Annotated in this window: 13 protein-coding genes; 9 read left to right on the forward strand and 4 right to left on the reverse strand. The window is 41.1% G+C overall.

Annotated features, from left to right (window positions below):
* Position 1: 1 nt before the first annotated feature.
* Positions 2–1,042, reverse strand: a complete 1,041-nt coding sequence (gene bioB, locus LY624_RS08685) for a biotin synthase BioB (RefSeq protein WP_175081914.1) — start codon at positions 1,040–1,042, stop codon at positions 2–4.
* Between the two features lie 98 nt (positions 1,043–1,140).
* Between bioB and bioA the strand changes: the two genes are divergently transcribed.
* The gene (gene bioA / locus LY624_RS08690) at positions 1,141–2,436 is read left to right on the forward strand and encodes an adenosylmethionine--8-amino-7-oxononanoate transaminase (protein ID WP_341804368.1); all 1,296 of its coding nucleotides are present in this window, start codon (positions 1,141–1,143) and stop codon (positions 2,434–2,436) included.
* A 33-nt stretch (positions 2,437–2,469) separates the two neighbouring features.
* Here the strand turns inward: bioA and LY624_RS08695 are convergent, their stop codons facing one another.
* Positions 2,470–2,904 (reverse strand): AAA family ATPase, encoded by a 435-nt coding sequence (locus LY624_RS08695; RefSeq protein ID WP_130051532.1) that lies wholly within the window; start codon positions 2,902–2,904, stop codon positions 2,470–2,472.
* Between the two features lie 272 nt (positions 2,905–3,176).
* Between LY624_RS08695 and asnS the strand changes: the two genes are divergently transcribed.
* Together asnS and LY624_RS08705 are read left to right on the forward strand one after the other, a co-directional pair.
* Positions 3,177–4,574: an asparagine--tRNA ligase gene (gene asnS, locus LY624_RS08700; protein ID WP_341804370.1), complete on the forward strand. Its 1,398-nt coding sequence runs from the start codon at positions 3,177–3,179 to the stop codon at positions 4,572–4,574.
* Between the two features lie 134 nt (positions 4,575–4,708).
* Positions 4,709–5,638: a PstS family phosphate ABC transporter substrate-binding protein gene (locus LY624_RS08705; protein ID WP_341804371.1), complete on the forward strand. Its 930-nt coding sequence runs from the start codon at positions 4,709–4,711 to the stop codon at positions 5,636–5,638.
* Between the two features lie 66 nt (positions 5,639–5,704).
* Here LY624_RS08705 and LY624_RS08710 read toward each other — a convergent pair whose 3' ends face one another.
* Both LY624_RS08710 and LY624_RS08715 read right to left on the reverse strand, forming a co-directional pair.
* The gene (locus LY624_RS08710; RefSeq protein ID WP_341804372.1) at positions 5,705–6,631 is read right to left on the reverse strand and encodes an FAD-binding protein; all 927 of its coding nucleotides are present in this window, start codon (positions 6,629–6,631) and stop codon (positions 5,705–5,707) included.
* Entirely contained in the window at positions 6,632–7,381 is a 750-nt protein-coding gene (locus tag LY624_RS08715) for an electron transfer flavoprotein subunit beta/FixA family protein (RefSeq protein ID WP_341802789.1), read from the reverse strand. It abuts the gene before it with no gap.
* Between the two features lie 193 nt (positions 7,382–7,574).
* On the opposite strand from LY624_RS08715, the gene LY624_RS08720 reads away from it, so the two are divergent.
* From LY624_RS08720 to LY624_RS08745, 6 genes are all read left to right on the forward strand, one after another.
* Positions 7,575–9,221, forward strand: coding sequence for an electron transfer flavoprotein-ubiquinone oxidoreductase (locus LY624_RS08720; RefSeq protein ID WP_341802790.1), 1,647 nt, complete (start codon positions 7,575–7,577; stop codon positions 9,219–9,221).
* Between the two features lie 105 nt (positions 9,222–9,326).
* The gene (locus tag LY624_RS08725; protein ID WP_130149918.1) at positions 9,327–9,791 is read left to right on the forward strand and encodes an acyl-CoA thioesterase; all 465 of its coding nucleotides are present in this window, start codon (positions 9,327–9,329) and stop codon (positions 9,789–9,791) included.
* A 237-nt stretch (positions 9,792–10,028) separates the two neighbouring features.
* On the forward strand, positions 10,029–10,601 hold the full coding sequence (locus LY624_RS08730) for an outer membrane beta-barrel protein (protein WP_237118528.1): 573 nt from the start codon (positions 10,029–10,031) through the stop codon (positions 10,599–10,601).
* 108 nt (positions 10,602–10,709) lie between these two features.
* Positions 10,710–11,414 carry a tRNA (N6-threonylcarbamoyladenosine(37)-N6)-methyltransferase TrmO gene (tsaA, locus tag LY624_RS08735; protein ID WP_341802791.1) on the forward strand — a complete coding sequence of 235 codons (705 nt, stop codon included), beginning with the start codon at positions 10,710–10,712 and terminating at the stop codon, positions 11,412–11,414.
* 113 nt (positions 11,415–11,527) lie between these two features.
* Positions 11,528–13,252 carry a proline--tRNA ligase gene (locus LY624_RS08740; RefSeq protein ID WP_341802792.1) on the forward strand — a complete coding sequence of 575 codons (1,725 nt, stop codon included), beginning with the start codon at positions 11,528–11,530 and terminating at the stop codon, positions 13,250–13,252.
* Between the two features lie 138 nt (positions 13,253–13,390).
* The gene (locus LY624_RS08745) at positions 13,391–14,218 is read left to right on the forward strand and encodes a UDP-2,3-diacylglucosamine diphosphatase (RefSeq protein ID WP_341802793.1); all 828 of its coding nucleotides are present in this window, start codon (positions 13,391–13,393) and stop codon (positions 14,216–14,218) included.
* Positions 14,219–14,223 lie beyond the last annotated feature (5 nt).

Below are 14,223 nucleotides of genomic sequence, written 5' to 3' on the forward strand. Positions count from 1 at the left end.
GCTACGCTTCGTAAAATAATTCAGATGTTGCTTTATCGGCAACCTTTGATGAAAGTGATGCTTCTACTGCTTCATCTGAGTAATCTTCACGTGTTTCTGGGTTCATGCCTAATTTTTTAATCAGCATCATGTCTGCGTCTGCTTCAGGGTTTTCTGTAGTCAGTAGTTTATCACCGTAGAAAATTGAATTAGCACCAGCAAAGAAACACATAGATTGCATTTGTTCATTCATCGCCGTACGACCCGCTGATAAACGAACATAGCTTTTCGGCATCATGATACGTGCAACAGCAATGGTACGAATAAACTCAAAATGGTCTAAGTCTTCGACATCTTCAAGTGGTGTGCCTTTAACCTTAACCAACATATTAATTGGTACACTCTCTGGTTGCTGCGGCAAATTAGCTAATTGCATTAATAAACCAAAACGGTCAGCAGCCTGCTCGCCCATACCAACAATACCGCCAGAGCATACTTTCATGCCGGCATCACGCACGTTATCGATGGTGTTTAAACGGTCTTGGTAAGTACGGGTTGTAATGATCTGCTGGTAATACTCAGGTGAGGTATCTAGGTTATGGTTGTAGTAATCAAGACCCGCGTCTTTTAATGCATGGGCTTTTTCGTTATCTAACATGCCAAGGGTCATACAGGTTTCAAGGCCTAGCTCTTTAACCTCTTTTACCATTTTTGAAATATAAGGCATGTCACGTTCTTTCGGATCAGACCACGCAGCGCCCATACAAAAACGGGTTGCGCCTTTTTCTTTAGCAACACGCGCTTGCTCAACCACTTTTTCTACTTCCATAAGGCGTTCACGGTCTAAGTCTGTTTTATAATGACCTGACTGAGGACAATATTTACAATCTTCTGGGCAAGCACCGGTTTTAATCGATAATAAAGTAGAAATTTGTACTTCATTTGGATTGAAGTTTTCACGATGTACGCTGGCCGCTTTAAATAACAAATCATTGAACGGCATTTCAAATAATGCTTTTACTTCTTGGTGAGTCCAATCGTGACGGACAACTGCGTGCTCCATAATAGTCTCTTTTTTTAAATTATTGGGACGGTTAGATTGGCTTAGTCTACGACTTGACGTAACATTGTCAACGAATCAAAGTGATATAAAGTTTACATATGATTAATAAGCAACCAATAGATTTAGATTTTGATCGTGAGCATATTTGGCACCCTTATACTTCTATGACTCAGCCCCTTCCCGTGTCCCCTGTCAGCCATGCCAATGCAAATCGTATTTTCTTAGAAACAGGCGAAAGCCTAATAGATGGTATGGCTTCTTGGTGGAGTGCCATCCATGGTTACTGCCATCCTGTTTTAAATGAGGCAATCACCACGCAAGTTAGCAAAATGAGTCATGTTATGTTTGGTGGCTTAACTCATGAGCCTGCTGTTGAGTTATGTAAAAAGCTAGTCAGTATCACACCTAAATCACTCGATAAGGTGTTCTTAGCCGACAGCGGCTCAGTGAGTGTTGAAGTCGCCATAAAAATGGCCTTGCAATACTGGTTAAGCCAAGGATACACCAGCAAGCAAAAGTTAATGACGCCGCTCAAGGGCTACCACGGCGATACCTTTGCAGCCATGAGCGTTTGCGATCCAGTCAATTCAATGCACAGCATGTATTCAGGGTTTTTACCTGAGCATGTTTTTGTACCTGCGCCGAGTGCTAAATTTAATGGTGAGTTTAGTCCTGCAGAAGCTGATACACTTGAAAGCTATTTTGCTGCCCATCATCAAGATGTTGCTGCATTTATCATTGAACCCATAGTGCAAAATGCTGGGGGCATGAATTTTTATCATCCTGATTACTTAAAGCACCTGCGCATTCTGTGTGATAAGTATGATGTTTTACTTATTTGTGACGAAATCGCCACAGGCTTTGGCCGCACCGGCACCTTGTTTGCTGTTGAACACGCCAATATAGAGCCTGATATTTTATGTATTGGTAAAGCATTAACGGGTGGCATGATGACGTTATCAGCTACATTAACCACCAGCAAGGTTGCTGTTGGTATCAGTGAAGGTGAAGCAGGCGTATTAATGCATGGCCCAACGTTTATGGGTAACCCGCTTGCTTGTGCCACGGCCTGTGCAAGTATTGATTTACTATTAGAGCAGCCTTGGCAAGAACAAATTAAATATATAAATGATGTACTAACTACGCAGCTTGCTAAGTGTAAGCAGCTCGATGCGGTCGTTGATGTGCGAACATTGGGGGCAATTGGCGTTGTAGAGCTTAATCGAAGTGTAGATGTAGCAAAAATTCAACGCTTTTTTATAGAGCAAGGTGTGTGGATCCGCCCGTTTGGTAAATTAATTTACTTAATGCCACCTTACATAAGCGATGAACAAAGCTTAACTAAGTTGTGTAATGCTATTTATGCAGCCATTGAACAACAGGCGTATTGCTAAAAAGGAAGCTGATGCTTCCTTTTCCTTTAAACTTTACCATTCAAACATATAAGCCATTTTACTGATCATTCTAAGCGGTACTTTATGTTCACAGCGCTTCGCGTAAAGATGCTGCAATGATTTATCTTTAATTTCACCCACGATCACTTCTTTTACTTGATAACCCAATGCAGTAGCCGCTTGTGCGTAAGCGATAAATTCCCACTTTTTGATATTGGTGTTATCGACAATCACTAACGGGATTTCTTCAGCTAGCGCATTAATAAAACGCGCTAGGTTTAGGTTGTGGTATTCAGGTAACTTGTACTTATCAAATTGATACACACCTTCGCTATTGTAAAAATAATCATCTGTTGCGCACACTACATAATCACTTTCATTACCAGCCACCAGCTCATCAGCTAGGCTTTGCGCATAATATGATTTACCCGAGCCGGGTAAGCCGCGAAGAATAAAAACTTGTTTCATAGCACCTGATATACAAATTAATTAAAGATTAAAGGACCAATATCCTATTGAGAATTGTTAATAATGCCACAAAATAACCGATTAGCGCAGCGAGAATTTAAATAAACGCAAATTTTACGCAAAATATTGCTGCTATTTTACTCAATTGAAGAAAAACTACTAAAGAGTATGCCTGAATAGTTTTTTTATTTGATTTACGAGGGTAAGATAGTCGATTCAAGTGCAATGCACAGCATATTAAATATTAGGCAACTTATATCATTGGAGTGAAGATGAGCCATTTAGCGATTTCAGAGCTATTAAAAGGCAAGGTTGCGGTAGACAGCCAAGTAACAGTAAAAGGCTGGATCCGTACACGCCGCGATTCAAAAGCAGGAATTTCATTTTTAGCCGTTCATGACGGTTCGTGTTTTGATCCTATTCAAGCGGTAGTACCTAATTCACTTAATAATTATGATGAAGTTACACGTTTAACAGCAGGCTGCTCAGTATCGATTACGGGTGTACTGGTTAAATCAGAAGGTCAAGGTCAGTCTTTCGAAATTCAAGCTAACACTGTTGAAGTATTAGGTTGGGTAGAAAACCCAGATAGCTACCCTATGTCTGCTAAGCGTCACAGCATTGAGTATTTACGCGAACACGCGCACCTTCGCCCTCGCACTAATATCATGGGCGCAGTAACACGTGTACGTAACTGCTTAGCTCAAGCGATTCACCGTTTTTATCACGAGCAAGGTTTCTACTGGATCAGCACACCAATCATCACAGCAAGTGACTGTGAAGGCGCCGGTGAAATGTTCCGCGTATCTACATTAGATATGCAAAACTTGCCGCGCACAGACAAAGGTGACATCGATTACAGTGAAGATTTCTTCGGTAAAGAAGCGTTCTTAACAGTATCTGGTCAATTAAATGGTGAGACATATGCCTCAGCAATGTCAAAAATCTATACCTTTGGCCCTACTTTCCGTGCTGAGAACTCAAATACGTCTCGTCACTTAGCAGAGTTTTGGATGGTAGAACCTGAAGTTGCATTCGCAGATTTAGAAGATATCGCAAAACTTGCTGAAAACATGCTGAAATATGTTTTCAATGCGGTTTTAACAGAGCGTCGTGACGATATGGAATTCTTTGCACAGCGTGTTGAGAAGACAGCTATCTCTCGTTTAGAAGAGTTCGTGACTAAAGATTTCGCGCAAGTTGATTACACCGATGCTATCGAAATCTTAAAAGCATGTGGCAATAAGTTCGAATTCCCTGTTGAATGGGGTGTGGATTTACAATCTGAGCACGAACGTTACCTTGCTGAAGAACACTTTAACGCACCAGTTGTAATCAAAAACTACCCGCGTGATATTAAAGCCTTCTACATGCGTCAAAACGAAGACGGCAAAACAGTGGCAGCGATGGACGTAGTTGCACCAGGTATTGGTGAAATCATCGGTGGCTCTCAACGTGAAGAACGTCTAGATGTATTAGATAAACGTCTAGAAGAAATGGGCTTAAACAAAGAAGATTACAGCTGGTACCGTGACCTACGTAAATACGGTACGGTTCCACATTCTGGTTTTGGTCTAGGTTTTGAGCGTTTAGTTGCTTATGTAACAGGTATGGGCAACGTTCGTGACGTTATCGCCTTCCCACGTACTAAAGGTAGTGCAACATACTAATTTTAGTCATTATAGAAACCAGCCTATTGGCTGGTTTTTTTGCCTAAAAATCATTATAAAACAATTCATTCTAGAAATTTTTAGTTAATGTTCTATAGTCATAAGACCTGCCAAAAAAGGATCTATTATTGGTTATGTTCATTCGCTCACTAAAAGTACTCACACTGACTTTCGTTTTCCTAGGTAAGTCTAGCTTCGCACTTGATGAAGATATTAATACAAAACCTATTTTAATTGCGGGTTCAACATCTGTGACCGAGTTACTAATCCCGCTTAAAGATGATATAAGCCTCGCTTTAGACAATACATTGCAGATAAGACCGATGGGCAGTGACAAAGGTGTAAAAGCGATTGCTGAGGGTCTTATCGACATAGGTACAACATCACGGTACCTAACGAAGCAAGAGCAAGAACAATGGCCTCATTTAAGGCAGATAATCATAGCGCAAGATGCGTTAACATTTATTGTTAACAGCGAACTAAATATTAAAAATTTGAGTATCACGACTCTCAAAAATATTTATCAAGGTAAAATAACCAAATGGTCAGACGCCTCTCAGTTAACGCCTGAATTAAGTAATAAAAATGATGAAATACTGCTTTTTAGTAAAGCGACTCATCATGGCAGCTTCGATGTGTTTTTAGAATTTTTAGAACTGGACTATATCAAAGACCCTGAAAGCAACTTTATACGACTCAAAAATGCGGGTAATAGCGGTTTATTTTCAAATCAAAAAGTCGAACTGTATAACCAATTTAATCAAGCTCTTGGTATAGTTCAGCGTATTCCAAATGCGATTGCCTATGACTCGTATGGCGCCATTAGTAACCTTGAGAATGATCGCCGCATCAATAAAGTAACGACTCTATCGATAAATGGCGTTAAACCTAATTTGCAAACCATAAGTGATGGCGAGTATGCGTTTGTACGACCGCTCATTTTAATTGTAAACACACAGTCTCCTCGCTCTAAGGAGATAGGTGTGAAACTTACTGCATTACTTAAATCGCAAAAACTAAAAGATAAAATACGTGAACATGGTTACCTACCCGTTCAGTTTTAGCCTCAAAAAATAAAAAAAGCTGTGCACCTAAGTGCAACAGCTTTTAACAACCAGAATCGTTATGAGTTACAGAGCGGTTTCTAGCTCTGGTAACACATCAAATAGATCAGCAACTAAACCATAGTCAGCGACTTGGAAAATTGGCGCATCAGGATCTTTATTGATGGCAACAATCACTTTTGAGTCTTTCATACCCGCTAAGTGTTGAATTGCACCACTAATACCCACAGCAATATATAAATCTGGGGCAACAATTTTACCGGTTTGACCGACTTGCATATCGTTCGGTACAAAGCCCGCATCAACAGCAGCACGTGAAGCGCCAATGGCTGCACCAAGTTTATCGGCAATACCATTTAGTAGTGCAAAGTTTTCACCATTTTGCATACCGCGGCCACCTGAAATAACCACAGGTGCTGCCGTTAGCTCAGGGCGCTCTGATTCAGTTTGTTCTTCTGATACAAACTCACTCAAGCCAACTGAACCTTTACCCGTAACACTTGTTACAGACACTGGTGCTTGCTCTGATGAAACATCAAAGCTACTGGCACGAACGGTAATCACCTTTTTGCTATCAAGCGATTTAACTGTCGCAATTGCATTACCAGCATAAATAGGACGCTTAAAGGTATCTGCATCAATTACGTCAATGATTTCTGAGATTTGTGCAACATCTAATAGTGCAGCAACACGCGGCATAAAGTTTTTACCGGTTGTTGTAGCGCTCGCGACAATGTGTGAATAGTTATCTGCTAAAGATAAAACCAGATCCGCTAGGTTTTCTGCAAGCTGATGAGCATAAGCTGCATCATCGGCAATCAGTACATTGCTAACACCTGCAATTGACGCTGCTTGCTCGCTCATTGCAGCTAAGTTTTCGCCGGCAAGTAGCAAATCTACATCAAAGCCTAGTTTAACAGCAGCAGTAATCGTTTTATTGGTTTCAGGCTTTAGAACACCTTTATCGTGTTCGGCTATCACTAATGTTTTCATTTAGATCACCTTCGCTTCTGTTTTTAACTTTTCTACCAATGTTGCTACATCTTCTACAATGATGCCGCCACTGCGCTTTTCTGGCTCATTTACTTCTACCAGCTGCACGCGAGGCGCAAGATCTACACCTAGACTATCAGCAGCAATTACATCAAGTTGTTTACGTTTTGCCTTCATAATGTTTGGTAATGAAGCATAACGCGGTTCATTTAAACGTAAGTCTGTGGTTACGATAGCAGGTAGTTTAAGAGCAACTGTTTGTAAACCTCCGTCTACTTCACGCGTTACATTAACTGTACCCGCTTGTACATCAACTTTAGACGCAAACGTACCTTGGCCACGACCTGTTAAAGCAGCAAGCATTTGACCAGTTTGATTGTTGTCAGAGTCAATCGATTGCTTTCCTAAAATAACCAGCTCAGGTGACTCTTGCTCTACAATCTTGCTAAGTAATTTAGCAACATGTAAAGACTCAAGCTTTTCTTCTGTTTCAATATGAATGGCTTTATCAGCACCCAGTGCTAAGGCTGTACGTAATTGCTCTTGAGATGATTTATTACCAATAGTCACAGCAACAACCTCAGTGACCGTCCCTGCTTCTTTTAAACGAATAGCTTCTTCAATTGCAATTTCACAAAACGGGTTCATCGCCATTTTTACATTAGCTAGATCAACATCCGTTTTGTCGGCTTTAACGCGTGCTTTGACGTTGTAGTCAATTACTCTTTTAATTGGAACAAGGACTTTCATCGTGACTCCATCAATTGTGTGTTCTCAAAGTTGACCTACACGTCAACTTATTTATTTTATGAATTCAGACTACTTCCTGTTGACGTAAACGTCAACCTAAAATAACCTTAAAGTATTCACAGCCTGTAACGTTTCATTTGCAAGTATGAAATAAGGTTCTTTACAGCAGGTCCGTCACCGAGAAGAGGTTTATATGGTCGAACGCGAAGTCATGGAATTTGATGTAGTCATCGTAGGCGCAGGCCCAGCAGGTTTATCAACTGCAATTAGATTGGCTCAACAAGCACAAGAAAAACAACAAGAATTAATGATCTGTGTGGTAGAAAAAGGCTCTGAGGTGGGCGCGCACATTTTATCGGGTGCGGTTTTTGAAACCAAAGCATTGGATGAATTACTACCCGATTGGCAGTCATTAGGTGCTCCGGTTACCACTAAAGTAACGCAAGATGATATTTACTGGTTCAATAACAGTGAAAAAGCCACCAGCATCCCCCACTTTGCTAGCCCTAAAACATTCCATAACGAAGGCAATTACATTGTTTCTATGGGTAATGTGTGCCGTTTTTTAGCTGAACAAGCGGAAAACCTAGGGGTAGAAATCTTCCCAGGCTTTAGTGCGCACTCATTAATTATTGAAGACGAGACCGTAAAAGGCATTATCACTGGCGATATGGGTCTTGATAAAGATGGCAATGAAAAAGATGGTTACATGCCAGGTATGGAGCTAAGAGCCAAATACACGGTATTTGCTGAAGGCTGCCGTGGCCATTTAGGTAAAGAGCTAATCAAACACTTTGCCCTTGATAAAGATGCGTCACCACAGCATTACGGTTTAGGTTTCAAAGAAATTTGGCAAATCGACCCGAGTAAACACAAAGAAGGCACAGTAGTTCATGGCACTGGTTGGCCTTTAACCGGTGATACCAGTGGTGGTGCATTTATGTATCACAGCGACAACAATCAAGTAGTTGTAGGTTTAATAGTTGATCTTAACTACTCAAACCCGCATTTGAGCCCGTTTGATGAGTTTCAGCGTATGAAACATCACCCCGTTTTTAAAGATGTTTTAGAGGGCGGTGAACGTATAGCCTATGGTGCAAGAGCCATTGCTAAAGGTGGCCTGCGCTCATTACCAAAAATGCACTTCCCGGGTGGATTGCTTGTTGGTTGTGATGCTGGCACATTGAACTTCGCTAAGATCAAAGGTAACCATACTGCAATGAAATCGGGCATGGTGGCTGCTGATGTGATCATTGCAGCCCTTTGCGACGGTAAAGAAAATGCCGATTTAGCTGAATATAAATCAGCCTTTGAACAGAGCTGGGCGTACAAAGAGCTCTATCAATCGCGTAACTTTGGCCCTGTTATGCACAAACTCGGTAAGTTCTTAGGGGGGGCTTATAACACTCTCGATCAAAATCTATTTGGTGGCAGCTTACCGTTTAATTTTGAAGACAACATGCCAGATCATGCCACATTAATTGCAGTTGATCAGGCCGAAAAAATCGATTACCCGAAAGCAGACGGCAAGCTTAGCTTCGATAAACTTTCATCGGTGTTTTTATCAAATACCAATCATGAAGAATCGCAGCCATGCCATTTAAAGCTAAAAGATAACTCGATTCCAATTAAAGTTAATTTGCCGCAATTTGATGAACCAGCACAACGCTACTGCCCTGCTGGCGTTTACGAAGTACAAGAGGTTGAAGGTGAGAAAGAGTTTGTGATCAACTCACAAAACTGTGTGCACTGTAAAACGTGTGACATAAAAGACCCAAGCCAAAACATTACATGGGTAACACCTGAAGGGGCTGGCGGACCAAACTACCCTAACATGTAATAACGCACGTTACTCATTTAATTAAAATTTATCCTAAATTGCAGGGGCTTCGGCCCCTTTTTTAGGCTATGCTGAAATTGTCGTGTTTAAAATAGTGAGCAAAATATGCCGTCTTCAAGTGTAACCTTTCGTTTTTTAGCTGAACCTACCGATGTTAATTTTGGCGGTAAGGTTCATGGTGGTGTAGTAATGAAGTGGATTGACCAAGCTGGTTATGCCTGTGCTGCAGGTTGGAGTGGTCATTACTGCGTTACAGTCTCTGTTGCGGGTGTAAAGTTTCAGCGCCCTATTTTGGTTGGTCAAATTGTCGAAGTAAAAGCCAGTATTGCCCACACAGGTAAAACCAGCATGCAAATCTTTATTCAAGTGCGCTGCGGCGACCCAAAAACACAAAATCTCGTTGAAACCAATCATTGTGTAATTAGTTTTATTGCCATGGATGAAGCAGGTTACCCAATTGAGGTGCCTACTTACACTGCGGTTACTGATGAAGAAAAGAAAATCGAGAACTATGCAATAAAAATGAAAGAAATAGCCATAGAAACAGAAACATTGCTACAAAAAGCATAATTTGGCCCAGCTTGGTATTTTTAAACTGTACCTAGTAACTTCTACAGGGCAGCCTGAAATTGTTACGAGCGCCAAACTGAACACTTGGTTACAGTATCAACAAACTGAACAAAAAATCATTCATTTAGGCCTAAAAACAATGCTTTAGGCCTAAATAACAGTCTGGCACGGTCACTGCAATACTCCTTGGGAATGAAGCGAAACATTCGTTTATTTATTTTATAAAGGAGCTATTAAATGATTAAAGCAATCTCAATTTCTGCAATTTCTCTAGCACTACTAGGTTTCAACAATGCTGCACATGCAGATATTACCGAGATGGATTCACCACGTATTTATACTGGTATTGGTTATGGCCAATATTCATTTGAATTTGAAGACAGTGAAAACGACACTGACTTTGATGACGATTCACAAATGCTAAAAGGTTATGTTGGTACCCAATTCAATAAATACTTAAGCCTTGAACTTGCGTACCAAAATTTCGACGAAGCAAGCGATATTGATTCTAAAGTTGAGCTTGATGGTATCTCACTAGCTGCCCGTTTAGCGGCACCAATCACCGATAGCTTTTCTGTTTACGCAAAAGGTGGCTGGCTTGAATGGGATGCAGAAGTAGAGCAAGATTTAGGCGAACTTGGTAGCATTAGTGCCGATACTGACGGTGGCGATGTGTTTTATGGTGCAGGTATTGAGTATGCTTTCACAACAAACATGCAAGTACGTTTAGAGTATGAACGTTACGAATTAGAAGATGACATTGACCCAGATATGGATGTGGCTTCGGTATCATTCCAATACATGTTCTAATTTAGACCTGGCAGTCTAAATATTTAAAAGGCAGTCTCGACTGCCTTTTTTTGCGCTCACATGTAATGCATGTAAAATGTCGGCAGATTTTCTTAACAACAATGCACAATGAGCGAATACCAATTAACTGCCGTCGGCCATATTCAATCTCCTTATAAACAAAAGTTTGCTATACCTCGTCAACCTCGCTTGGTTCCTGAGGCTAAAGCTAAGCTGGTATTCAGTAGCGATTTCAATCGCGAAGAGTTTGTACGTGGTCTCGATGAATTTAGCCATATTTGGTTATTATTTAGATTTCATGAAACCGCTGATAAAGGTTACTCAGCGATGGTGAGGCCCCCTCGCCTTGGCGGTAATGAACGAAAAGGTGTATTTGCGACACGTGCTACCTTTCGCCCCAATGCAATTGGCATGAGTGCCGTAAAATTAGAGGGCATAGAATATAAAAATGGTCAGTTATGTCTGTTACTCTCTGGTATTGATTTACTTGACGGCACACCGATTTTAGATATAAAGCCATATTTGCCCTACTCAGACGCAATGACCGATGCCACCGCAGGCTTTGCCGATACCCGACCAGAAACCGATATGAGCGTTGAGTTTAGTGAAGAAGCCCTGGCGTTTATTGTAAAGCAAACTGAGCAACCTGAATTAAAAGCGTTTATAAGCAATGTATTAAAGCAAGATCCTCGCCCTGCTTATAAAAAGCAACGTGACTCAGAACAAAGCTACGGCATGACCTTATATGATTTTAATATTAGGTGGCATGTTCAGGACAATCATAATACAGTGACCAGCATTGAAAAATGCTAGTTTTTAGCATATAGAGCTTTTGTGTCAGTGCGTCCACTGGTAAACTTGGCGACTTGTTATTACTCAAACGTCTTGAGTAAACGATAATAATTTTAACACTACTTGGAATAGAGATGCGTACCAGTCAATATATACTCGCAACACTTAAAGAAACTCCGTCTGATGCAGAAATTGTTTCTCATCAATTAATGCTACGAGCAGGCATGATCCGCCGCGTTGCGTCGGGTTTGTATACATGGTTGCCCTCTGGTCTACGCGTACTTAAAAAAGTAGAAAACATTGTACGTGAAGAAATGGATAAAGCAGGCGCTATCGAAATGTTAATGCCTATTATCCAACCAGCTGACCTTTGGGAAGAGTCTGGTCGTTGGGAGCAATTTGGTCCTGAATTACTGCGCATCAATGACCGTCATAACCGTCCATTTGCCCTTGGTCCAACACACGAAGAAGTGATCACTGATTTTGTGCGCAAAGAAGTGAGCTCTTATAAGCAATTACCACTGACTCTTTATCAAGTACAAACTAAAGTACGTGACGAAGTTCGCCCTCGTTTTGGTGTAATGCGTGCCCGTGAATTCACTATGAAAGATGCTTACTCTTTCCACTTAAGTGATGAGTGTCTAGAGAAAACATACCAAGTAATGCACAAAGCATACTGTAACATTTTTGAACGCCTTGGTCTTGATTACCGCCCTGTTATCGCCGACACAGGTTCTATCGGTGGTAGCGTATCACACGAGTTCCATGTACTTGCAGAATCAGGTGAAGATGCAATCGCATTTAGTGATGCAAGTGATTACGCTGCAAACATCGAAAAAGCAGAAGCGCTCGCGCCAACTGAAGAGCGCCCAGGAGCAACTAAAGAGTTAAAAGCATTCCCAACGCCTGATGCAAAAACCATTGCTGAGCTTAAACAGCACTACGGTGTTAAACCTCATCGCGGCGTTAAAACATTAATCGTGTATGGTGCGCCAGATGAGAACGAACAACGTGGTTTGGTGGCGCTTGTATTACGTGGCGACCATGAGCTAAACGAGTTGAAAGCTGAAAAGCACCCGCTTGTAGACTCACCGCTTGAAATGGCGAAAGAAGAAGACATCGTTGCTGCTATTGGCGCAAAACCTGGCTCATTAGGTCCTGTAGGTCTTAAAATGCCAATTATTGTTGACCGTTCAGCTAACATAATGGCTGATTTTGTTGCGGGTGCGAATAAAGACGACGAACACTACAGCGGCATTAACTGGGATCGCGATGTAGAAAACTACGAAGTTGCTGATATTCGTAACATCGTTGAAGGCGACCCAAGCCCTTGTGGTCAAGGGTCACTGCAAATTAAACGTGGTATTGAAGTTGGTCACATTTTCCAACTAGGTACTAAGTACTCAGAAGCAATGAAAGCAGGCGTTCTGAGTGAATCAGGTAAAAACCAAGTCATGACGATGGGTTGTTACGGTATTGGTGTTTCACGTATCGTGGCTGCTGCCATTGAGCAAAATAACGACCAATACGGCATTAAATGGCCGCAACCTATCGCGCCATTTGATTTAGCAATCGTACCGATGAACATGCATAAGTCTCACCGTATTCCTGATATTGCAGATAACCTTTACAAAGGTTTAAAAGATGCAGGTTTAGATGTGTTATTTGATGACCGTAAAGAGCGCCCTGGTGTAATGTTTAACGATATGGAACTTCTAGGTGTACCTTTCACACTCGTTATTGGTGAGCGTAATCTTGATGAAAATAAGGTTGAGCTTAAAAACCGTCGTACCGGTGAAAAGTTAATGCTTGATTTAGATAGTGCTGCTTCCGAAATTGCCGCACTCGTTAAAGGCTAATTAAGCCAATCATTTATAAAAAAACCGCTTCGGCGGTTTTTTTATTTTTATCAATTGTCATAGATGTTTCGCTAAAGCGTCTTTTAACTGTCATTGATTCTGCCTAGCATTTACTTTATTACACCATGAGTAAATGCCATGAATAACACCACTTGCAGTAATAAAACCCACTATCCTGCCGTTTGGATTTCCGACGTTCACTTAGGTTACAAAGACTGCCAAGCGCAGTACTTACTAGACTTTTTAAATGCCATTGAATGCGATGTACTGTATTTGGTCGGTGATATTGTTGATTTATGGTCGATGAAACGACAATTTTTCTGGCACCCTAGCCATTATGATGTATTAGCGCTTATTCAACAAAAAGCGAAAGATGGAACTCGCGTGATCTATATACCAGGTAACCACGACGAAACGTTTCGCCAGTATGCCGATGAGTCTTTATTTGGTATTGAAGTACATCAGCAATATATCCACACAACAAAAGCCAATAAACGTTTTTTACTTTTGCACGGCGATGATTTCGACTCGGCAACCCGTTACAACAAGTTAATTAGTATTGCAGGCGATGCAGGATACGACTTACTGTTATTTTTAAATCGCTGGACTAATCGCATCCGCCGTTTATTTGGTGGTCATTATTGGTCGTTGGCGTCATGGATCAAAGCACGAGTGCATAAAGCCCGTGAAGCAATTGATGCATTCGAAAAAGCAGCTATTCATGAAGCAAAAAAGCAAGGTGTGGACGGTATTATATGTGGCCATATTCACCACCCAGCCGTTAAAGTAGTTGATGGTATTTTATATTGTAATGATGGCGACTGGATAGAAAACTGTACGGCTATTGTAGAGAATGACTGTGGAAGAATTGAATTACTTCACTGGAGTGAAACACAAAAAGTAATTCACTCAGCAGACATCGGCAAGCTAATGCCAAATCCCGCTCATAATAAAGATGCCGCATAGCCAAA

Origin of the sequence: Pseudoalteromonas sp. N1230-9, assembly GCF_032716425.1 — a bacterium.
Taxonomy (GTDB): Bacteria; Pseudomonadota; Gammaproteobacteria; order Enterobacterales; family Alteromonadaceae; genus Pseudoalteromonas.

Excerpts from the sequence above, each read along its gene's own strand:
- bioB (WP_175081914.1), bottom strand. The coding sequence starts at position 1,042 with ATGGAGCACGCAGTTGTCCGTCACGATTGGACTCACCAAGAAGTAAAA.
- bioA (WP_341804368.1), top strand. The coding sequence starts at position 1,141 with ATGATTAATAAGCAACCAATAGATTTAGATTTTGATCGTGAGCATATT.
- LY624_RS08695 (WP_130051532.1), bottom strand. The coding sequence starts at position 2,904 with ATGAAACAAGTTTTTATTCTTCGCGGCTTACCCGGCTCGGGTAAATCA.
- asnS (WP_341804370.1), top strand. The coding sequence starts at position 3,177 with ATGAGCCATTTAGCGATTTCAGAGCTATTAAAAGGCAAGGTTGCGGTA.
- LY624_RS08705 (WP_341804371.1), top strand. The coding sequence starts at position 4,709 with ATGTTCATTCGCTCACTAAAAGTACTCACACTGACTTTCGTTTTCCTA.
- LY624_RS08710 (WP_341804372.1), bottom strand. The coding sequence starts at position 6,631 with ATGAAAACATTAGTGATAGCCGAACACGATAAAGGTGTTCTAAAGCCT.
- LY624_RS08715 (WP_341802789.1), bottom strand. The coding sequence starts at position 7,381 with ATGAAAGTCCTTGTTCCAATTAAAAGAGTAATTGACTACAACGTCAAA.
- LY624_RS08720 (WP_341802790.1), top strand. The coding sequence starts at position 7,575 with ATGGTCGAACGCGAAGTCATGGAATTTGATGTAGTCATCGTAGGCGCA.
- LY624_RS08725 (WP_130149918.1), top strand. The coding sequence starts at position 9,327 with ATGCCGTCTTCAAGTGTAACCTTTCGTTTTTTAGCTGAACCTACCGAT.
- LY624_RS08730 (WP_237118528.1), top strand. The coding sequence starts at position 10,029 with ATGATTAAAGCAATCTCAATTTCTGCAATTTCTCTAGCACTACTAGGT.
- tsaA (WP_341802791.1), top strand. The coding sequence starts at position 10,710 with ATGAGCGAATACCAATTAACTGCCGTCGGCCATATTCAATCTCCTTAT.
- LY624_RS08740 (WP_341802792.1), top strand. The coding sequence starts at position 11,528 with ATGCGTACCAGTCAATATATACTCGCAACACTTAAAGAAACTCCGTCT.
- LY624_RS08745 (WP_341802793.1), top strand. The coding sequence starts at position 13,391 with ATGAATAACACCACTTGCAGTAATAAAACCCACTATCCTGCCGTTTGG.